The following is a 20,478-nucleotide window of genomic DNA, read 5'->3' as shown; positions in this document are numbered from 1 at the left end:
AAGAAAAATGGCTGTCTTCAAACCAAATTGTATTATTTATTTTTGCAGGATGAATACAGAGAGCATTGATGTAAAAAATATACTTGGCCTACAACTACCTACCGACCCTCGTTGGGTAAACCTTGCAGAAATACAATTGGAAGAAATTTTAACTGATCACGCTTACTGCGAACAAAAAGCGGCTACAACCTGCATTACATTAATTCAGCGATATAGTGATAAAGAAAAACTGGTAAAAGAATTAAGTCCGATCGTTACGGAAGAATGGGGACATTTCAGAATGGTGCTGGCTGAATTACACAAACGAAATTTAACGCTGGGTAAACAACGTAAAGATATTTATGTGAACAACCTGATCGATTTTGTAAAAAAAGGCGGCAACCCCGAAGAACGCTTATTGGATCATTTATTAATGATGGCATTAATTGAGGCAAGAAGCTGCGAACGCTTTAAACGACTAAGCGAAGGTTTAGACGATGCATATATGAGAAGGTTTTATCGTCGCTTCATGGAAAGCGAAGCCGGACATTATACTTTGTTCATCGATCTTGCCGAAACCTATATCAAGAAAGAGACCGTAAGAAAGCGTTGGAAAGAATGGCTGGTCTATGAAAAAAAAATCATGCATGAGATGGAAGTAAGAGGAGATAGAATACATTAACCCCCTCCGCCCCCTAAAGGGTGAATCTGGAAGAGTATTTTGAATTCAAAATAGATTAGCATTAAAAGAGCCTGAGCAAACTTTCAACTATAACAAAGGAAAATCACTTTAGGCATTTGGGGAGAAATACTTTTTTTCATCATCGAAATTGATATATGAATTTTGTTTACTTAGCTGCTCCACTTTTTCTAAATTAGCTTTCAGGAATTTTTCATGCTGTTTAGAAGTGGGATTAAATGGCTTATGATTTCTGGCAGCATTGATCACATTTATTTCCTTCATCAATTGTTGTGATGATTCATCTATACAGGTTGCAATGAATTTCTCCCAAACATAATTAGTAGCTGCATAATTCGGATGCACCATATCTTCTGCATAAAATCGATAATCTCTTAGATCATCGATCACTAATTCATAAGCCGGAAAATAAAATACCTTTTCATTACTATCTACCAGTCGGTGCACTGCCTGAATAAGGGTAGATTTACTCCTGTTATTCTCTACAAATCCATCCCGTAAATGTCGCACAGGACTGATAGTAAATATTATTTTTACTCCCGGATTATTATCTATCAATTTATGAACCGTACTTTTTAAAGCAGTATATACTTCATCAATACTCAATAGTCTCTTCACAAATTTATCTGTTGGTATTTTATGACAGTTAGCCACCACTTCCGTATTTTCCAGTTCATACACAAAAGCAGAGCCGACAGTGATCAATACCCATTCTGCAGTTTTTAAAAAGCTATTGGCTGTATTTTGCGACTGATTGATCAACTCCAAACACTGTTCTTTATCCGGATGAGAAAAGCGGCTGTGATGTTCCCAGCTATTCCAACATTCATTGGCATAAAACAGATCCGTTTCTGTGTATTGCTTGTTGGCTATGTATGAGGAGATCGATTTTGTAATACTGATCGGATTAAACAAAATACCATTCGGATTTTCGAGCACTGAAAATTTCAGCTGCTTTAATTTGGCGCCGATATTCTCAGTAAAGCAAGAGCCTATCAACAATAACTCATCTTGATGGTTGATCTTAGTCGTAAATTGTTTCGGGGTAAACTCTAAATGAAAATCCATATATTGATAACACTAATTAAACGAATTGCACGAAAGTAGGGAATTATGCTAAGAGGAATTACATTTATAAAGACGTAATTCATGTATTAAATCCGTGTAATGAATTCGGAGTAATAAACTAAATAAAGATCTCGTTAGCTATTCCGCTACTTTCTTTCAACGCATCTATATTCAACCCTCTCAGTAAATCCAATTCTTTAAAATAAGGGATCATTAATTCTGTATCCATATTTCCTACTAATTCATCATTAGCCATCGGACAGCCGCCTATTCCTTTTAGAGCGCCGTCAAAGCGAATACAACCTGCGTCCAAAGCAGCATCTACTTTTGCCTTCCAGTTAACTGAAGTTGAATGTAAATGCACCCCGATCGCAGTATTTGTATATTTCGGAATAACTGCTTTCAATAGAGTATTTACCTGTGAAGGTGTGGCCACTCCTACCGTATCTGCCAGAGAGATGACCTCAATATCCATCGCCACCATCTTATCAACCCATTGCAAAACAATTTCTTCATTATACATATCACCATAAGGATTACCAAATCCCATCGAGATATAAACGACCAATTGTTTTCTGTTTTTTATACAAAGATTTTGTATCTCTTCTACCCGATTCAATGATTCTGCGATAGTGCTATTGGTATTTCTTTTCTGAAATGTTTCTGAGACTGAAAATGGGAATCCCAGGCATGTGATCTGATCATATATAACAGCATCTTCTGCCCCTCGTTCATTAGCAACTATTGCCAAAAGTTTTGAAGTTGTATTTGCCATCTGCAAATTGGCAATTACCTCTTTAGTATCTGCCATCTGCGGCATTGCCTTCGACGAAACAAAACTTCCAAAATCGATCGTATCAAAACCCACCTTCAATAAAGAATTGATATACCTGATCTTTTGATCGGTTGGAATAAAATGTTTCCAGCCCTGCATTGCATCACGTGGGCACTCCACCAAACGAATGGTTGATATATGATTAACTGAAGATTGTTCCATGATTGACTTTAATCCTTAGGGTTAAAGATAATTAATAAAAAAGCAGCATATTAAATATGCTGCTTAAATAATTTTATACTCTATCCATTATTGCATATCCGACAAAAGCTTGCCATAAGCATCTGCTTTAGCCGCATCTTTTTTTATCAGGTAAATATTTTGCAACATCCCTAAAGACTGCTTATAATTGGCTTTATCGATTGGCTTAAGCGTAGGTAAAGCCATGAAATATTTATTGGCAGTTTCGCAATATGGTATTGCTTCGTTCATCTGAGCCAGGTATTTATCATTTAATTCTTTACGCATTTTTACATCCGCAGGTTTTGCTCCTTTTATCTTTTTTGCATCATCACTGAAATCATATGCGCTATTGTAAAGGTATCTTGCCATTAATAAATTAGCATCCCCGTTAGATTTTATAGCGATTGATTTTTTAAGTGCTTCTGCCAGTTTTTGTTTGTATCCCTCTTTCTTATCAGCCGGAACACCATCGCCTGCATATATATAGTTATACAACTCTACTGCATAATTATAGACCATTGTATAATCTCCGGGATTTCTTTGTATCATTTCATCATACTTAACAAACACCTCATCCTTTGTAGTAGCCCCTTCTCCAATTGACTCCATTTCAAGGGCTGTCCAATAAGCTTCTTCAGGATACAGTTTTCTTCCCTGCGCTAACGCTGCCGAAAATTTTTCTGTATCTTTTTTATCTTTATAATGAGCAGCAATGAACTCATACATTTCCAGGTATTGCGGACCGGCCACATTCGCATCAGAAAGTATTTTGTAATAAGTCATAGAAGCATCTTCATTTTTATCAAACCTTGCAGATAATGCAGTATTCAATACCAATGCGGTATCCAATGCCGGGTATTTATATCCATTATAATCAAAGCCTTTTTGTTTTACATAATCCTCTACTAAAAGTGCTCCACTGAAATTATCGAATGCTGCTTTAAAATTTTTCTCGTTATAGGCTGTTGCTCCTGCATCATATAAACCATTATATAGATCAAAAAGAGAAGCATTTTGCTCCAAAGCCATCAGTACATTCTTTTTATCCAGTTCCTGATATTTTTTAAATGCCTCAAATGCTTCCATTTTGCAATTTGTACATAAGCTTTTTAAATTATCTCTTTTACTGATCGCATTATAAATAAAGCCTTTATAATACCAGCCATCGGGCTTTGCGGCATTCTTTGGAATAGCTAAATGTTTATCGATCGTCTCTTTAGCTTTTGCATAATCAACGTCTTTTTTTCCAAGTATCTCTCTTACATCATCGATGCTCTGGGCTTTTAATGTGTTCATAACCAGTCCCATTACGGCAAGCAAAACAATTTTCTTCATATTCATAAAATTTAGGTGTTAAAGGTATTTGATTGTGATTAATATGGATGCATTTTAGAAGAAAATTTCACAAATCCTTTATCCTCCATATCTTTGAATTTCTATCCGGGACACATTTTATTTTGATTTCACAAGCCACCATACAACAAATATTAAGCCGTATCGACATCATCGAAATAGTAGGCTCATTCATTAAACTAAAGAAAAGAGGCACCAATTATCTCGGTCTCTGTCCTTTTCATAATGAAAAAAGTCCCTCTTTTACAGTTTCCCCTGCAAAAGAGATCTACAAATGTTTTGGTTGTGGCAGAAGCGGTAACAGTATCAGTTTTTTGATGGAACATGAGAAATACAGCTATGCAGAAGCATTGCGTTGGCTGGCTCAGAAATACAATGTTGAAATAGAAGAAACTGCAGTAAGCCCAGAGCAAAAATTGGTTCAGCAAAGTGCCGATAGCTTATATATCATCAACAATTTTGCTCAAAAATTTTTTAGTGACTATTTATTCAACAGTGAGGAAGGGCAGAATATCGGTTTATCATACCTAAAAGAAAGGGGCTTCAGAGAAGATATCATTAAAAAATTTCAGATCGGTTTTAACCCGGAAGGAAGAGACGTTTTTGCCAAGGCTGCATTATCTAATCAATACAATCTTGATCTGCTGCAAAAAAGCGGATTGGTTGTAGTGAGAGATGAAAAGCCCATGGATAATTACCGTGGGAGGATCATCTTCCCCATACATAACCCAAGCGGTAAAGTATTGGGCTTTGGCGCCAGGGTATTAAAAACTACCGACAAGGCTCCAAAGTATATCAACACTCCTGAAAATGAGATCTATGTAAAAAGCAAGATCTTATACGGAAGTTATTTTGCAAGATTAGCGATAGACAAAGCAGATGAGTGTTTATTAGTGGAAGGATATACCGATGTGGTTTCATTACACCAGGCAGGCATAGAAAATGTAGTAGCCAGTGGTGGCACCTCTCTTACACCCGATCAATTGAGGTTGGTAAAAAAATACACCAATAATCTTACGATCATTTATGATGGTGATAATGCCGGTATAAAAGCGGCGCTTCGAGGCCTGGATCTTGCTTTGGAAGAAAGCCTGAATGTAAAGCTGGTATTGATACCCGATAAGGAAGACCCGGATAGTTTTGTAAATAAAGTAGGGGCTGCCGCCTTTGCTGAATTCATTGCAACCAATAAAAAAGATTTCATTCTTTTTCAGTTAGAAACTTCTTTGAAAGATGTTGGCACTGACAGTACCAAAAAATCTGCGCTGGTGAATCGTGTTGCTGAAACTATTTCCAAGATCAACAAAGCAGAAGATTTCACCAAACAACAGGATTATATAAAACAATGTGCCGAACTGCTAAAAATTGATGAAGGTGGATTACACACGTTGGTAAATAAGTTTTTAAGAGAAAAAATTACTAAAGAAGAGAACAGGTTAAACAGAGATGAACAATCTTATAACAATGACAATTCCTCTCCGCAACCTTTAGATATTGAAGATGATGCTGCTTCTTTATTGAACAGAGATGAGCAGCACGAAAGAGCCATCATCAGAAGTTTACTTGAGTTTGGTTTAAAGCAATGGAATGAAGAACAACGTGTAGCAGATTATATTTTTGCAGAGATCAAAGAAAACGACCTGGAAGAATTGATTGACAATAAAAGTCTCGTTTCAGTATTACACACTTACCAAACCTGGTATCATGAAGGCCTGGAACCTACCCCAAAAACATTTTTATACAATGAAGATCAGGTCATGAGTTCATTGGTGGTAAGCCTCATGGAATACAATCAGGAAATTAGTCCGAACTGGAAAGAAATTTTTGAAGGTAAGATCGCTACCCGTGAAGACCTTTATAAAGAAGAGGTTTTTAGTACTATCAATTATCTTAAATTAAGAAAGCTTAAGTTATTGATGGCCAATAACCAAAACGACCTGGAAAAAACCACCAATCCCGAAGAACAGATCATCCTGTTGAAAATACACCAGCACCTGAAAGAGGTAGAGATCAACCTAACCAAGCAGTTAGGAACCGTTATATTCAAATAACAGTAACTACTCTCCTAGCTATACATTCATATTTCTGGCTTTCACTCCCCTATTTTTTATGACAATCTGACACTTTGTCGGCTATATTGCTTATTTTTGCAATCCTCATAAGACATGGAAAGTTTAGAATTACACGATACAAAGACACACGACGAAACCAGGCAAGGAGAAGCTTTTGCTCCTTTTAAAGTTGATACTAATCAATATAAAAAACACTTTTATATTGAGAGCTATGGCTGTGCGATGAATTTTGCTGATAGCGAAGTAGTTGCATCAATTTTGCAAGACAATGGCTTTGGCGCTACTAAAAATGTAGAAGAAGCTGATTTGATCTTCGTTAACACCTGCTCCATCCGGGAAAAGGCAGAACAGACCGTTCGTAAACGTTTGACCGAATTCAGAAAGCTGAAAAAGACCAACCCCGGAATGCTGGTAGGTGTACTTGGTTGTATGGCAGAGCGACTAAAAGAAAAATTCATCCAGGAAGAAAAACTGGTGGATCTGGTTGTTGGTCCTGATGCTTACAGATCTTTACCCGGTCTGATCGAAGAAGCAGAGACCGGACAAAAAGCGGTAAACGTTTTACTAAGCAGAGATGAAACTTATGCAGATATATCTCCTATACGCCTCAACAGCAATGGGGTAAATGCATTTGTAAGTATCATGAGAGGTTGTAATAATATGTGCAGCTTTTGTGTGGTACCATTTACAAGAGGCAGAGAAAGAAGCCGAGATGCCAATTCGATCATACAAGAGTGTAAAGAATTATTTGCACAGGGATACAGAGAAGTAACATTGCTCGGACAAAATGTTGACAGCTATTATTGGACAGACGAACAAAATAATGAAACTGTAACTTTTGCAATGCTTCTGGAAAGAACAGCATTGATCGACCCTTTGCTAAGAGTACGTTTCTCTACTTCGCATCCTAAAGACATTACGGATGAAGTATTGTTTACAATTGCCAAATATGAAAATATTTGTAATTATATTCATCTGCCTGTTCAAAGTGGTAGCACAAGAATGTTACAATTGATGAACAGAACATATACCAGGGAATGGTATATCTCCAGAGTAAATCGTATCAAAGAAATATTACCCGATTGTGGCTTAAGTACAGATATGATCACCGGATTTTGTACAGAAACTGAAGAAGATCATCAGGAATCTTTAAGTCTGATGGAATACTGCAAATACGATCTGGCCTATATGTATTTTTACAGCGAACGTCCCGGAACATTAGCTGCACGTAGATTTAAAGATGATATACCAGAAGATGTGAAGAAAAGAAGGCTGCAGGAAATGATAGACCTTCACCGTATACAATCATTACAAAGTATGCAGAAAGATGTAGGTAAAACTTTTAAAGTGTTGATTGAAGGAACCTCTAAAAAGAATGAAGAAGAATTGATAGGAAGAACAGATCACAATAAGGTTGTTATATTCCCGAAGGGCAATCATAAGAAAGGTGAATATGTAATAATAAAAATAGACAGATGTACTGCGGGTACATTATTTGGGACCCCCTCCGCCCCCTAAAGGGGGAATTTTGGAGTTCATAAATTGAAGCATCTATTTTTAATGTACGACCTTCAAAGCCTAATGAGGAACCATAGACATGAAGAACGAATCTATGTTTTATGGAGCAGAGCCGATAATTTTTGAACTGGCGAAAAAACTTAGAAATAATGTAACGCCAACTGAAACAATTTTGTGGGGAAGATTAAAAGAAAAGTTTCCTGAGTTAAAATTCAGAAGACAACATCCAATATCAGTTTATATAGCAGATTTTTATTGTCATTCTAAAAAAGTGATCATAGAAATTGATGGTAGTATTCATAATCTGCCTGATATAAAAAATAACGACGAAATAAGACAAAAAGATTTGGAAGATTTTGGCATTAAAGTTATCAGATTTACAAATAAAGAAATCTTGAATAACCTTGAAGCCACTTTAGAAAAAATTGAAAAAAGCATTAAATAATTTTAAACCAAGTTCCCCCTTTAGGGGGCGGAGGGGGTTTTTATGGAAATACAATCAATAAAAAACAGATTCGGCATCATAGGCAATTCGCCGGCGTTGAACCATGCGCTGAATGTAGCAATACAGGTTGCCAACACAGACCTGAGTGTGTTGATCAATGGGGAAAGCGGTGTGGGTAAGGAAGTGTTTTCTCAGATCATACATTCTTTGAGTGCAAGAAAACATAATCCATTCATTGCTGTAAACTGCGGTGCTATACCGGAAGGAACTATCGATAGTGAACTATTCGGGCACGAGAAAGGTTCTTTCACCGGAGCTATGGATAGCCGTAAAGGTTATTTTGAAACGGTAAATGGTGGCACTATTTTTTTAGATGAAATTGGCGAAATGCCATTGGGTACACAGGCAAGATTATTACGTGTATTGGAAACCGGCGAATACATTCGTGTAGGTAGCAGTAAAGTACAGAAGACTGATGTGAGAGTGATTGCTGCAACCAATAAAGAGTTGATAGAATTTACACATACCGGAAAGTTCAGAGAAGATCTGTATTACCGTTTAAACACAGTTCCTATCAGGGTTCCGGCATTAAGAGATAGAAAAGAAGATATCCCTCTTTTATTCAGAAAATTTGCTGCTGATTTTTCTGATAAATACAAAGGAGCTTCTATTCAGCTAGATGATTCAGCAAGAAATATGTTGATGAATTATCCCTGGCCGGGCAATGTAAGAGAATTAAAAAACATTGCAGAACAGATATCGGTTCTATCAAAAGAGAAAAATATTTCTGCAAAAGAATTACAACAATTCTTGCCCGAAACTAATTTAAACCGTTTGCCCGTATTAGCTGGTGGCGGAAGCGGCAGTGTTAGTCAGGCAGAATTTGCTAACGAGAGAGAAATATTGTACAAACTCTTTTTCGACATGAAGAAAGATGTGAACGAATTAAAAAAAATGTTCTTTGATATTTTGCAAAACCCCGGTATGGCGCAGCATATTCCTATGTATAATGGAGAAAATATTTTACCCGATGTAAAACCTTCTGCTGCTAATAATAATTATGTACAGCAATCACAACCTGTTTTCATTAATCAGAACGGAGATGATATCCATCAACATGAGGCTATCGAAGAATCGTTGAGTATTATGGATAAAGAAAAAGAGCTTATCATCAAAGCATTGAAAAAACATAAGGGCAAAAGAAAAGATGCGTCTTCGGATCTGGGTATAAGCGAAAGAACATTATATAGAAAACTGAAAGAGTATGATATTGAAGAATAGGCAACAAGCATTGAACAACGGACAATGGGCAAGAAGATATAGCCAGCCGGTAATCGGAAATTTTTGCCGGCTGATTATTGGTATATTGCTTATCGGTTTATTCAATTTTTCTACCTGCAAATATGGTTTCAAAGACACTGCTCCTATTCCACCCGAAGTAAAAACTTTTAGGGTAAATTACCTGGAGAATAAAGCCAGGTATGTGAATGCACAATTAAGTCCCCAGCTAACAGAAAAATTAAAACAAAAAATTTTAGGGAATACCCGCTTAAGACAAACCAATGATGATAATGCAGATTATGATATCAGCGGATTTGTTTCAGATTACAGTGTAACAACGAGTGGTATATCCGGCAATGACGCCAGCACCAACCGTATATCAGTAGCTTTTCATGTAATTTTTAAAAATGCATTGGATGAGAAAAAAAGTTTTGAGTCTGATGTAAATAATACTTTTGATTTCCCTGCAACGCAAAGTCTTGCACAGGCAGAGTCGGCATTAATGAATGATATGACAAAAAATATCGTTGATGCTGTATTTAATAAAATATTTTCTAACTGGTAATCTTATATCATTAATTTAGAGGTTTGAGACCTTAAAAAATGCCGCTAACACTAAATATGCTCCAATCATTACTCAATAGAAATACATCTGCGGCAGATGCAAAAGAATTGCTTTTGCAAACAGCAGAAGAGCACCCCTATTTTACAGCAGCGCATTTTTTTCTATTACAAAATAGCAATCCTACTCATCCTGATTATGAAAAGCTGGTTGCAAAAACGACGATTCTTTTTAATAACCCATTCTGGCTGAATTTACAATTGAAGGAATTTACTAATCAGCCGAACACTTCGACCAAATCAATTGCACCTCACACCGAAGAAGTAATTGAGCAAATCGTTGAACCAGTTCTACCAGAAGAAACAGTGATTGAAGAACAAGTACTTGAGATAGTTGAAGAAGAGAAACAAATTGAGCCTACCGAAGCCCAAACAGTCGATAGCATTATTGATTCAATTCCTGTGGAGGATATTACCACTGAAGAAAAAATTATTGAGGAAGAAATTGCACCCATTAAGATAGATTTGAAACTTTCTGACATCAACCCAACTGAAGACACTATCTCATTTGAGCCCCTGCATACAACCGATTATTTTGCAAGCCAGGGTATTAAATTGAGTGAAGAAGTAGCTCCGACCGACAAACTGGGAAAACAACTTAAAAGTTTCACTGAATGGCTAAAAGTGATGAAAAAGGTGCATACTGAAGATGCCATAGAACCCAACCCCGGCAATGATACCGCTATACAAACTCTTGCCGAAAAGTCTAATACAGAAGATGCAATAGTAACTGAGGCAATGGCAGAAGTTCTGTTACAACAAGGCAAAACCGGAAAAGCAAGGGAGGTATATCAAAAATTAAGTTTGCTCAATCCCTCTAAAAGTGCTTACTTTGCAGCCAAAATAGAACAACTCAAAGGATAATATATGTTAATTTTATTTGCAATTTTAGTGATCTTGGCCTCAATCATTTTAGGTCTTATCGTATTGGTACAAAACCCTAAAGGCGGTGGTTTATCAGGCTCTTTTGGTGGTGTAGGCAACCAATTAATGGGTGTAAAACAAACAACAGATGTACTTGAAAAAGGCACCTGGATATTTGCAGGTGTGGTAGGTATTTTATGCTTATTGTCTCCGATCTTTATCCCTAAAAATGGTTCGGCATCATCACAAAATGATGAATTGATTAAAAACGCACCTGCTTCGGCTCCAAATAAAGCACAAAACACTGTGCCTTTGCCTGCAGCAACACAAACTGATTCGCCAAAAGCACCATAAGTGTTTTAGCAAAAATTTATTTGCCTCGTCAGTTAATGACGAGGTTTTTTATTATACATTAGCAAACATATAAGCTACTGCTTCATGAAAAAGATTCTATCCATTTTATTTATCATCATTGTTATTGCCGCAGGATATGCAGCATGGATCTTTTTGGGCAGCAACACCAATTTTGATGAACCCAAAAAAAGTGTTTACATAAAGACCGGCAGTACTTTCAATGACGTAATGGAAGAACTCACAAAAGAAAGAGCTATTAAAAACCCCGGTGCATTTCAATGGCTTTCAGAAAAACTGGATTATTCCGAAAATATCAAGGCAGGCAAATATACTATTACAAAAGGGCAGAGCATTTATTCAACAATAAGAATACTTAAATCTGGCAGACAAACACCTGTAAGTCTGATTATAAATAAATTACGAACTAAAGAAGATCTGGCTCAGAAAATTGCCGCCAATTTTGAATGTGATTCTGCAGAGGTTGCCGCATTTTTATACAATGCAGATTCTTTGGCAAAATATAAATTGGACACCAATACAGTGATGACAGCTATCATTCCAAACACATATGATATCTTTTGGAATACTGCTGCGCCAAAAATCTTCAGAAAGCTTTTTTATGAGCAGGAAAAATTCTGGAATAATACTCGTAAGGAAAAAGCCAGTGCTTTAAACCTTACTACCACACAGGTATATACGCTGGCCAGTATTGTTGAAGAAGAAACCAATGCAGAAGCAGATAAGGGAAAGATAGCAAGTGTATACCTTAACCGAATGGAAACAGGCATGAAATTAGGTGCCGACCCTACCGTTAAATATGCAATGAGAGATTTTGGGTTAAAAAGAATTTTCAACAAACATCTCTCCTACCCATCGCCATATAATACCTATCAACATTCAGGACTGCCTCCAGGGCCCATTTGCACCCCTTCTATTAAAACGATTGATGCTGTTTTAAATGCACCATCTACTTCGTACTTATATTTTGTGGCTCAGCCCAATTTAACAGGCCTATCAAACTTCGCCACCAATTATGAAGAGCATATGAAATATGCAAAAGAATATCAGGCATGGATTGAGGAATATTTAAAATCAAAGAAATAACCAGCGATCAGCTTGCTTTAACACAAACGCTATATGTTAAATCGTTACATTTACTTATATATTTATTGATCAGTTGATTTGAAAAAAATAGAACGCATCATATTAACCAAAACTCCAATTGCCTTTGTTTTACGTAAAAGCAAAAAATGGCACTTACCGGGATTTGAAGGAGTACCCTTATACGACGTTGCCTATTTTTTTTACAAACAAATCAAAACAGTTGGTTTAACAGAAAGAGCATCTGCTATCGCCTACAACTTTATCATGGCCATACCGCCATCATTTTTGTTTCTGTTTACATTGATTCCCAACCTTCCATTTGTTTCTAAACGAAGCATTAAAGAGCAATTACATGGCCTGATAATAGATATAGTGCCTGCCAAAGTACACAACGCCAATTTGATAAAGTTTGTCGATTCATTTATTGACGGCTCAAAGATCGGGTTACTTTCTTTTGGGTTGATCGCCGCATTATTTTTTGCATCCAATGGCATGATGGGTATAATGCGCTCTTTCAATAAGAACTATATCGGCTTTGCTAAAAGAAAAGGATTACATAATCGCTGGATAGCTATCCGGTTGACTGCCTTACAATTTTTATTGGTACTAGGCTGTTTATTGATGCTTATATCACAAGGTGTTGTATTAAAATGGCTGGGTATCAAAAGTGCTGTAGTAAGAGAAACTATCTTCTATGCAAGATGGCTGTTGATCGTAACTTTGATTTTTTATTCCATTGCATTTATTTACAAGTTTGCACCAGCAGTTCAAAAAAGATGGAACCTGGTTTCGCCGGGTGCAATACTAGCCACTTCATTAAGTATTTTGGCTTCATTAGGTTTTTCTGCCTTTGTCAATAATTTTGGCAGATACAATGCCTTGTACGGATCCATCGGTACTATCATTATGCTAATGGCACTTATCTATATTAACTCATTGGTACTATTGATCGGGTTTGAATTAAATGTAAGCATCAAATCTTTGAAGTCTATCGCAGAACAAAGAGAAATAGCCGAGAATGCAGCAAAAGCTGCGCCGGTATCAGATATATAACACCCCCCTTCCTTCATAGGTTGCATTTTTAAGTATTTTATCCTATCTTGTTGTAAACCATCTAAGTAAAAATAAATGCTATGCAAAAATTGCTCAGTTGTCTGTTACTACTTTCTTTTACGTCAACCATTTTCGGGCAGGAAAAGCCTATTACAACTTCAACAGATTATTTAAAGAAAAGTAAGAATCAACGAACTGCTGCCAGGGTATTACTCTACTCGGGCTTATCAGTTTTTCTAATTGCAGGAAGCAATTCAATGAATAATCTTTTAGAAGAAACACCCGGATCTGATGCATTGGCAGTTACAGGTTTAGCTGCCGCAATTGGCAGCATCCCCCTTTTTATTGCTGCTAAACGAAATAGAAATAAAGCAGCAAAAGCAACAGTCTTTTTAAAACCCGAAAACAATACATTACTATCGCATAATAATATAAGCCTTCGCAAATACCCTGCTTTAGCTATCAGTATAAATTTATAACTTTACCGGGTTTAATACCAAAATGGTAGAGTACGATTGCTGTCATACGATATATATAAACGAAATAAAGAATATTTTGTATGACAAAAAAGAATATTACCAGAGCACTTATGGTTGCAATTATTGTTGGCAGTTTGCTCAACTTGATCAACAGCTATGATGTCCTATGGAATAAAAATTTTACTCCCAGAAATACGTTAAGGATCGTCTTAACTTATATTACTCCGTTTTGTGTATCATTGTATTCATCTATTAAAGCATCAAAGACTGTTTAAAATTTTGCAGCCCTTATCCGATTTGTCACTAATAAAAAAAATAACGTTTTCGATACTATTGCTTTTTTGGGCAAACCTGTTGTATGCTCAAACCAATTATTATATTGCTGTCAATGGCAATGATAATAACAATGGGTCATCAGCCACCCCATGGAAAACCATACAGTATGGAGTTACACATGCTGGTTTCAATGACACACTAAATATTTCATCCGGCACATTCAATGAAAAGATAAATATCACCCGATCAAATATCTATATAAGAAATCGTAGTGGCAATACGCCTTTGGTAAGTGGCGCAGGCATTACATTCCAGGAAGCCATATTCAGAATTAGCGATCAATCTAATATTACGCTTGATGGATTGGAAATTGCCAATAGCATTCAACTCGATGCTCAAGGTATTTTGGTAGATGGTAATGCTCAAAATATTGCTATTAAAAATTGCAGCATCCACGACATTCATTTTTCTTCCAACCCCGGCGCTACCGTAAGTTCCAGCAAAAATGCTCAAGGTATAATTGTATACGGTACGAATGCTTCCACCGCAATCAGTAATTTAAAGATATTGAACAACACCTTATACAATTGCCGATTGGGCTATAGCGAAGGATTAGCTGTAAATGGAAATGTAGATGGATTTGAAATAATAGGTAATAGTGTACACGATATTACCAATATTGGTATTGATGCAATAGGCCACGAGGGCACCTGCCCTACTGCTGCTAACGATCAAGCCCGTAACGGATTGATAAAAAATAATACTACCTATAATTGCTTATCTGCCTATGCTACTTCCGGAGGTCTGTATGTAGACGGCGGAAAGAATATTGTGATTGAAAATAACATCTCTTACCAAAACGGGTATGGGATAGAAATAGGTTGTGAAAATGTTGGCAAAACAACAGACAATATCATTGTAAGAAATAATATATTTTACGGAAATGAAATATGTGCCATTGCATTAGGAGGGTACGCCTATCCCGGAGGATCAGGTAAAGTAATTAACTGCACCATAAGAAACAACACTTGTTTCAAAAACGATTATTCAGATAATGGCACCGGGGAATTGTATCTTACTTACAGCGAAAATTCAATTATCCAAAACAATATATTTTATTTATCGGCTCAAAATATTTTGACCTATGCCGAACTAGGACAGCCTTCATTGAATTTTAATTATAATTTAATTTATAGTGAAAACAGCCCTGCAAATATGGAAGCAGATTGGAATGGCAAACCCTACACCAGTTTTGCTGCTTTCAAAACAGGAACTTCTTCCAATGCAAATTCTATTATAGGCAATCCGCAATTTTTTATTGATCCGCTTTCTTCTCCGGATGCCCCACCCAATTTTCATCTTACTTTTTCATCAGCAGCGATCAATGCAGGGAACCCATCTTTTGTACCCGCAGTTACCGAAAGAGATATAGATAACGAATTACGGAAATCCAGCATTGTAGATTGTGGAGCTGATGAATATTACAGTTCTCCATTAGTCATATATACATTTATTGGGAATGGGAATTGGAATGTAGCTGCAAACTGGATAAACAATACGATCCCACCAACTACCTTATCAGGAAATGAATTGATCATTATAGATCCAATAGCTAATGGAGAATGTATTTTAAACGTGGAGCAGCATGTCGAAAACAACTCCCAATTAATTATAAATTCCGGTAAAAAGATCAAGGTTAGTAATATGATCATTAATAATTAGATGATCAGCATTACAAAATTTCAGGACAAGCAAAATACCTTCTTTACAAATTATAGTGCCAAAATCAAGGGGTAAAGACTAAGAATTTAAAATCCGAAGCATAGCATCCGGAATTGCCAGGAATACATATTATGAGACAGAAAAGCTTACGTAATCGTTCCCAATCATTTACCCAAAAGTAAATAGCATCCCCCCTTTGCACTTTACCCCGTTTGAAGTACCTTTGCCCTCTCAAAATCATAAATCTTAAATAATAGAAAAATGGCATACGACGTAATTGTGTTAGGCAGCGGTCCCGGTGGTTATCCGGCTGCAATCAGAGCAAGTCAATTAGGTAAAAAAGTAGCAATTGTTGAAAAGGAAAACCTTGGAGGCATTTGTTTGAACTGGGGTTGTATCCCAACAAAAGCACTTTTGAAAAGTGCCCAGGTGTATGAGTATGCAAAACATTCGAAAGATTATGGGATCAATATTGCTAATCCAACTGCCGATTTTGGTGGTGTTATAGGCCGTAGCCGTGGTGTGGCAGATAAAATGAGCAAAGGAATTCAGTTTTTAATGAAAAAGAACAAGATCGATGTGATCATGGGCTTTGGCAAACTGATCGCTCCGGGTAAATTAGAAATTACCGCAGCTGATGGAACTAAAAAAGTTGAAGAAGCAAAAAATATCATCATTGCTACAGGTGGCAGAGCAAGGGCTTTACCTACTATGCCGATCGATGGTAAAAAAATAATCGCTTACCGTGAAGCCATGAGTTTACCAACACAACCAAAAAGTATGATCGTTTGCGGAAGCGGTGCTATAGGAAGTGAGTTTGCGTATTTCTACAATAGTTTAGGTACACAGGTAACAATGGTGGAATTTATGCCACGTTTAGTTCCTGTTGAAGATGAAGATATCAGCAAAGAATTAGAAAAACAATTCAAAAAGCAAGGCATGACCATCATGACCAACAGCGAAGTATTAAGCGTTGATACAAGTGGTGCAGGCGTAAAAGCAAAAGTAAAAACACCAACAGGTGAAGTAATATTAGAAGCTGAAGTGTTATTAAGTGCTGTAGGCGTTGTTGCTAATATCGAAAACATTGGATTAGAAGGCTTAGGCATTAAGACTGATAAAGGAAAGATCATTGTAGATAAAAATCAACAAACTAACGTACCTGGTATATACGCAATTGGCGATTGTACACCTGGACAAGCGTTAGCACACGTTGCTTCTAAAGAAGGGATCAATGCTGCAGAACATTTAAGTGGCCATCATCCGGAACCATTGGATTATAACAATATCCCAGGCTGTACTTATTGCACACCGGAAATTGCAAGTGTTGGTTATACAGAAAAAGCTGCTAAAGATGCAGGCTACGAAGTAAAAGTGGGCAAATTCCCATTCATAGCAAGTGGCAAAGCTGTCGCAGGTGGCGCTACCGATGGTTTTGTAAAAGTTATTTACGATGCAAAGTATGGCGAATTCTTAGGTTGTCATATGATCGGCACAAACGTTACAGAAATTATTGCTGAAGCAGTTGTTGCCCGTAAATTAGAAACCACTGCACACGAAATATTAAATGCAGTTCACCCTCACCCTACTATGAGTGAAGGTCTGAAAGAAGCTACTGCTGCTGCTTACGGCGAAGCAATTGATATTTAACTTATATATTTTAGTTATAACAAAATCCCATCTTAATCGATGGGATTTTTTATTATGTACTATCAACAGTTATTAATCCAAAATTAATTTTGACAGAATTTTCACCACAACTCCAAAACCACGCTAGTTAATTTATCCCCCAACCAATGCATTGACATATTTGGTAACTGCCAGACTAAACATACTCATGTATGCAAACGTCAGACAATGATAAAAAAAAAAACGAACTGTATTAAAACTACAAGCTATAAAGTCATTGACACCTCCTTCTATCTCAAAAGCAATTTCTCTATTTTATAACTCTCCCGTTCTAAAAAAAAATCGGGAACGATACCGGCAACGTAGTCGTGATTACAAACTGTTTGTTTACTGACGAGGATCAGTAAACGCAAAATTGAGCTTTCTAAATTTGCATATTATTTTCTTCCAGCAACGCATATGAAATTAACTAACCTTATCATACCCCTTCCCTCATTTTTGCAAATTTCAAAATTTACCTATTATGAAAAAATCCACCATTATTTTAATTAGTTTTCTTCTTCCTTTCTTTGCCCATGCCGGCGAAGCCGATCTACAAATCCCCAATGCAATTCATTCTAATCCGATATTGTATTGGGGATTTTTAGTTACCACTCTCGGACTCTTTTTTGGTGTATATTATTACATGAAAATTAAAAAATTACCGGCACATAAGAGTATGCTGGAAATTTCCGAGATCATTTATCAAACATGTATTACCTATTTGAAACAACAAGGCAAGCTACTTGCTGTACTATTTATCTTTATTGGTATTGTAGTAGCAGGCTATTTTGGTTTCTTAGCAAAAGATCATGCAGGTAATGCCCTCTTCGGTGTTGGCGGAGTGTTATTGATCATCACCTGGACTATCATTGGAATGTTGGGCTCTTACTCTGTTGCTGCATTCGGCATCAGAATGAATACATTAGCAAATGCCCGTATGGCTTTTGCATCCTTACAAAAAAAGCCACTCAGTTTATTAAGAATTCCTTTAAACTCTGGCATGAGCATCGGCGTTGTATTGATATGTGTAGAACTAATGATGATGCTCATCATTTTATTGTTAATGCCAGGCAAATTAGCCGGCGCTTGTTTTATCGGTTTTGCTATTGGTGAATCTTTGGGTGCATCCGTATTAAGAATTGCTGGTGGCATTTTTACAAAGATCGCAGATATCGGCTCCGACCTCATGAAAGTTGTTTTTAAGATTGGTGAGGATGACCCTCGTAATCCGGGTGTAATTGCAGATTGTACAGGTGATAATGCCGGCGATTCGGTTGGTCCAACAGCTGATGGCTTTGAAACTTACGGAGTGACTGGTGTTGCATTGATCTCATTTATTCTTTTAGCAGTAACCGGTGCCGATATACAAACAGCATTACTAATATGGATATTTGTAATGCGGATATTGATGGTCATCACTTCTGTTTTTTCATTCTGGATAAATAATTTTATCAGTAATGCTTTATACAGCAAAAAAGAAGATATCGATTTTGAACAACCATTGACCAATCTGATCTGGATCACTTCATTGTTTTCTATCATTGTTACTTTTGTTGTCAGCAAGGTTTTAATTCCCGATTTAAATGGCAACACCAATATGTGGTGGATATTATCCAGCATAATCAGCTGCGGAACAATTGGTGCGGCATTAATACCAGAGTTCACAAAAATATTCACCTCTCCAAAATCACTGCATGTAAAAGAAATTGTAAGAGCGGGCAGAGAAGGTGGTGCTTCACTAGTATTGCTATCTGGATTGGTAGCAGGCAATTTCTCTGCGTTCTGGAAAGGGTTAGTTTTCTTTGTGCTAATGTTTGCGGCATATTATATCAGTACATATGGTCTGCACGAAATAATGGTATACCCTTCCATTTTTGCATTTGGTCTTTTAGCATTTGGCATGTTGGGTATGGGGCCTGTTACCATTGCTGTTGATAGCTATGGTCCCGTTACTGATAATGCACAATCCATTTACGAATTATCATTGATTGAAGAGATACCCGACATCGATGCAGAAATTAAAAAAGATTTTGGATTTAAACCAGATTGGGAAAAAGCAAAATACTATCTCGAAGAAAATGACGAAGCTGGTAATACATTTAAAGCCACCGCAAAACCTGTATTGATCGGCACCGCAGTAGCAGGTGCAACAACAATGATCTTTTCTTTGATACTCATGATCAAAACAACATTAAATATTGAACCCGAAAAAATATTGAATCTCTTAAACCCTTATACTATCCTTGGAGTGATCATGGGAGGAGCTGTAATATATTGGTTTACCGGGGCATCTATGCAAGCGGTAACTACCGGGGCCTACAGAGCTGTTTTGTATATTAAAAAACATATCAACCTCGATCCTGATGCTCCTAAAAAAGCAGATCTGCAAATGTCAAAAGATGTTGTAAAGATCTGTACAAAATATGCACAAAAAGGCATGTTCAATATTTTCATCGCCGTTTTCTTTTTCTCATTGGCCTTTGCATTTTTATCTTCACCCGCTAGTGTAGGAGGAGTAAATGCCGTATCATTATTTGTAAGTTATCTGCTCGCTATTGCAGTGTTCGGCTTATTTCAGGCAGTATTTATGGCTAATGCCGGGGGCGCATGGGACAATGCAAAAAAAATAGTTGAAGTAGAGTTAAAAGAAAAAGGCACTCCTATACACGATGCTACTGTTGTAGGTGATACTGTAGGTGATCCATTTAAAGATACATCATCAGTAGCATTAAACCCCATCATTAAATTCACTACTCTGTTTGGTCTGCTCGCCATGGAAATATCTATTTCTCAAAACTTCAGAGCAATCGCCCCATACATCGGATTATTGTTTCTGGCTATTGCATTAGTATTTGTATGGCGTTCATTTTACAAAATGCGAATTGATGATTGATCCCTTA

General features: G+C 36.8%; 18 protein-coding genes. 15 read left to right on the top strand and 3 right to left on the bottom strand.

The window, feature by feature from the left end; all coding sequences use genetic code 11:
• Positions 1-49 precede the first annotated feature (49 nt).
• Positions 50-661 (top strand): tRNA-(ms[2]io[6]A)-hydroxylase, encoded by a 612-nt coding sequence (gene miaE / locus LK994_RS09685; protein WP_229759881.1) that lies wholly within the window; start codon positions 50-52, stop codon positions 659-661.
• A 108-nt stretch (positions 662-769) separates the two neighbouring features.
• Here the strand turns inward: miaE and LK994_RS09680 are convergent, their stop codons facing one another.
• From LK994_RS09680 to LK994_RS09670, 3 genes are all read right to left on the bottom strand, one after another.
• Entirely contained in the window at positions 770-1,747 is a 978-nt protein-coding gene (locus tag LK994_RS09680) for a GSCFA domain-containing protein (RefSeq protein WP_229759880.1), read from the bottom strand.
• Between the two features lie 118 nt (positions 1,748-1,865).
• Positions 1,866-2,744: a hydroxymethylglutaryl-CoA lyase gene (locus LK994_RS09675; protein WP_229759879.1), complete on the bottom strand. Its 879-nt coding sequence runs from the start codon at positions 2,742-2,744 to the stop codon at positions 1,866-1,868.
• Between the two features lie 87 nt (positions 2,745-2,831).
• Positions 2,832-4,100 (bottom strand): hypothetical protein, encoded by a 1,269-nt coding sequence (locus LK994_RS09670; protein WP_229759878.1) that lies wholly within the window; start codon positions 4,098-4,100, stop codon positions 2,832-2,834.
• 122 nt (positions 4,101-4,222) lie between these two features.
• On the opposite strand from LK994_RS09670, the gene dnaG reads away from it, so the two are divergent.
• From dnaG to LK994_RS09600, 14 genes are all read left to right on the top strand, one after another.
• Entirely contained in the window at positions 4,223-6,169 is a 1,947-nt protein-coding gene (gene dnaG / locus LK994_RS09665; RefSeq protein ID WP_229759877.1) for a DNA primase, read from the top strand.
• A gap of 114 nt (positions 6,170-6,283) precedes the next feature.
• Positions 6,284-7,708: a tRNA (N6-isopentenyl adenosine(37)-C2)-methylthiotransferase MiaB gene (gene miaB, locus LK994_RS09660; RefSeq protein WP_229759876.1), complete on the top strand. Its 1,425-nt coding sequence runs from the start codon at positions 6,284-6,286 to the stop codon at positions 7,706-7,708.
• Positions 7,709-7,787: 79 nt separating this feature from the next.
• Positions 7,788-8,153 (top strand): endonuclease domain-containing protein, encoded by a 366-nt coding sequence (locus LK994_RS09655; protein WP_229759875.1) that lies wholly within the window; start codon positions 7,788-7,790, stop codon positions 8,151-8,153.
• 42 nt (positions 8,154-8,195) lie between these two features.
• Positions 8,196-9,434 carry a sigma-54 interaction domain-containing protein gene (locus LK994_RS09650; RefSeq protein ID WP_229759874.1) on the top strand — a complete coding sequence of 413 codons (1,239 nt, stop codon included), beginning with the start codon at positions 8,196-8,198 and terminating at the stop codon, positions 9,432-9,434.
• Complete coding sequence (gene lptE, locus LK994_RS09645) at positions 9,418-9,999, top strand: LPS assembly lipoprotein LptE (RefSeq protein ID WP_229759873.1); 582 nt, start codon at positions 9,418-9,420, stop codon at positions 9,997-9,999. Before LK994_RS09650 ends, lptE begins: the two co-directional genes overlap by 17 nt.
• 38 nt (positions 10,000-10,037) lie before the next feature.
• The gene (locus tag LK994_RS09640) at positions 10,038-10,919 is read left to right on the top strand and encodes a hypothetical protein (RefSeq protein WP_229759872.1); all 882 of its coding nucleotides are present in this window, start codon (positions 10,038-10,040) and stop codon (positions 10,917-10,919) included.
• Between the two features lie 3 nt (positions 10,920-10,922).
• Positions 10,923-11,273 carry a preprotein translocase subunit SecG gene (gene secG, locus LK994_RS09635; RefSeq protein ID WP_229759871.1) on the top strand — a complete coding sequence of 117 codons (351 nt, stop codon included), beginning with the start codon at positions 10,923-10,925 and terminating at the stop codon, positions 11,271-11,273.
• A gap of 84 nt (positions 11,274-11,357) precedes the next feature.
• Positions 11,358-12,377 (top strand): endolytic transglycosylase MltG, encoded by a 1,020-nt coding sequence (gene mltG / locus LK994_RS09630; protein WP_229759870.1) that lies wholly within the window; start codon positions 11,358-11,360, stop codon positions 12,375-12,377.
• A 78-nt stretch (positions 12,378-12,455) separates the two neighbouring features.
• The gene (locus tag LK994_RS09625) at positions 12,456-13,430 is read left to right on the top strand and encodes a YihY/virulence factor BrkB family protein (protein ID WP_229759869.1); all 975 of its coding nucleotides are present in this window, start codon (positions 12,456-12,458) and stop codon (positions 13,428-13,430) included.
• An 80-nt stretch (positions 13,431-13,510) separates the two neighbouring features.
• Positions 13,511-13,909 carry a hypothetical protein gene (locus LK994_RS09620; RefSeq protein WP_229759868.1) on the top strand — a complete coding sequence of 133 codons (399 nt, stop codon included), beginning with the start codon at positions 13,511-13,513 and terminating at the stop codon, positions 13,907-13,909.
• An 80-nt stretch (positions 13,910-13,989) separates the two neighbouring features.
• On the top strand, positions 13,990-14,184 hold the full coding sequence (nrtS, locus tag LK994_RS09615) for a nitrate/nitrite transporter NrtS (RefSeq protein ID WP_229759867.1): 195 nt from the start codon (positions 13,990-13,992) through the stop codon (positions 14,182-14,184).
• A 58-nt stretch (positions 14,185-14,242) separates the two neighbouring features.
• Positions 14,243-15,907, top strand: coding sequence for a right-handed parallel beta-helix repeat-containing protein (locus LK994_RS09610; protein WP_229759866.1), 1,665 nt, complete (start codon positions 14,243-14,245; stop codon positions 15,905-15,907).
• 261 nt (positions 15,908-16,168) lie between these two features.
• A complete protein-coding gene (lpdA, locus tag LK994_RS09605; protein WP_229759865.1) occupies positions 16,169-17,557 on the top strand; it encodes a dihydrolipoyl dehydrogenase in 1,389 nt (462 codons plus the stop codon).
• A 502-nt stretch (positions 17,558-18,059) separates the two neighbouring features.
• On the top strand, positions 18,060-20,471 hold the full coding sequence (locus tag LK994_RS09600) for a sodium-translocating pyrophosphatase (RefSeq protein ID WP_229759864.1): 2,412 nt from the start codon (positions 18,060-18,062) through the stop codon (positions 20,469-20,471).
• Positions 20,472-20,478 lie beyond the last annotated feature (7 nt).

Origin of the sequence: Ferruginibacter lapsinanis, from assembly GCF_020783315.1 — a bacterium.
Classification (GTDB): Bacteria; Bacteroidota; Bacteroidia; order Chitinophagales; family Chitinophagaceae; genus Ferruginibacter; species Ferruginibacter lapsinanis.
This window is presented reverse-complemented; position numbering and strand designations above follow the sequence as displayed.

What these genes read in the sequence shown, in the direction of transcription:
- LK994_RS09650 (WP_229759874.1), top strand. Translation starts at nt 8,196, where the DNA reads ATGGAAATACAATCAATAAAAAACAGATTCGGCATCATAGGCAATTCG.
- nrtS (WP_229759867.1), top strand. Translation starts at nt 13,990, where the DNA reads ATGACAAAAAAGAATATTACCAGAGCACTTATGGTTGCAATTATTGTT.
- secG (WP_229759871.1), top strand. Translation starts at nt 10,923, where the DNA reads ATGTTAATTTTATTTGCAATTTTAGTGATCTTGGCCTCAATCATTTTA.
- LK994_RS09670 (WP_229759878.1), bottom strand. Translation starts at nt 4,100, where the DNA reads ATGAAGAAAATTGTTTTGCTTGCCGTAATGGGACTGGTTATGAACACA.
- LK994_RS09620 (WP_229759868.1), top strand. Translation starts at nt 13,511, where the DNA reads ATGCAAAAATTGCTCAGTTGTCTGTTACTACTTTCTTTTACGTCAACC.
- LK994_RS09600 (WP_229759864.1), top strand. Translation starts at nt 18,060, where the DNA reads ATGAAAAAATCCACCATTATTTTAATTAGTTTTCTTCTTCCTTTCTTT.
- mltG (WP_229759870.1), top strand. Translation starts at nt 11,358, where the DNA reads ATGAAAAAGATTCTATCCATTTTATTTATCATCATTGTTATTGCCGCA.
- lptE (WP_229759873.1), top strand. Translation starts at nt 9,418, where the DNA reads ATGATATTGAAGAATAGGCAACAAGCATTGAACAACGGACAATGGGCA.
- miaE (WP_229759881.1), top strand. Translation starts at nt 50, where the DNA reads ATGAATACAGAGAGCATTGATGTAAAAAATATACTTGGCCTACAACTA.
- miaB (WP_229759876.1), top strand. Translation starts at nt 6,284, where the DNA reads ATGGAAAGTTTAGAATTACACGATACAAAGACACACGACGAAACCAGG.
- LK994_RS09675 (WP_229759879.1), bottom strand. Translation starts at nt 2,744, where the DNA reads ATGGAACAATCTTCAGTTAATCATATATCAACCATTCGTTTGGTGGAG.
- LK994_RS09680 (WP_229759880.1), bottom strand. Translation starts at nt 1,747, where the DNA reads ATGGATTTTCATTTAGAGTTTACCCCGAAACAATTTACGACTAAGATC.
- lpdA (WP_229759865.1), top strand. Translation starts at nt 16,169, where the DNA reads ATGGCATACGACGTAATTGTGTTAGGCAGCGGTCCCGGTGGTTATCCG.
- LK994_RS09640 (WP_229759872.1), top strand. Translation starts at nt 10,038, where the DNA reads ATGCCGCTAACACTAAATATGCTCCAATCATTACTCAATAGAAATACA.
- LK994_RS09655 (WP_229759875.1), top strand. Translation starts at nt 7,788, where the DNA reads ATGAAGAACGAATCTATGTTTTATGGAGCAGAGCCGATAATTTTTGAA.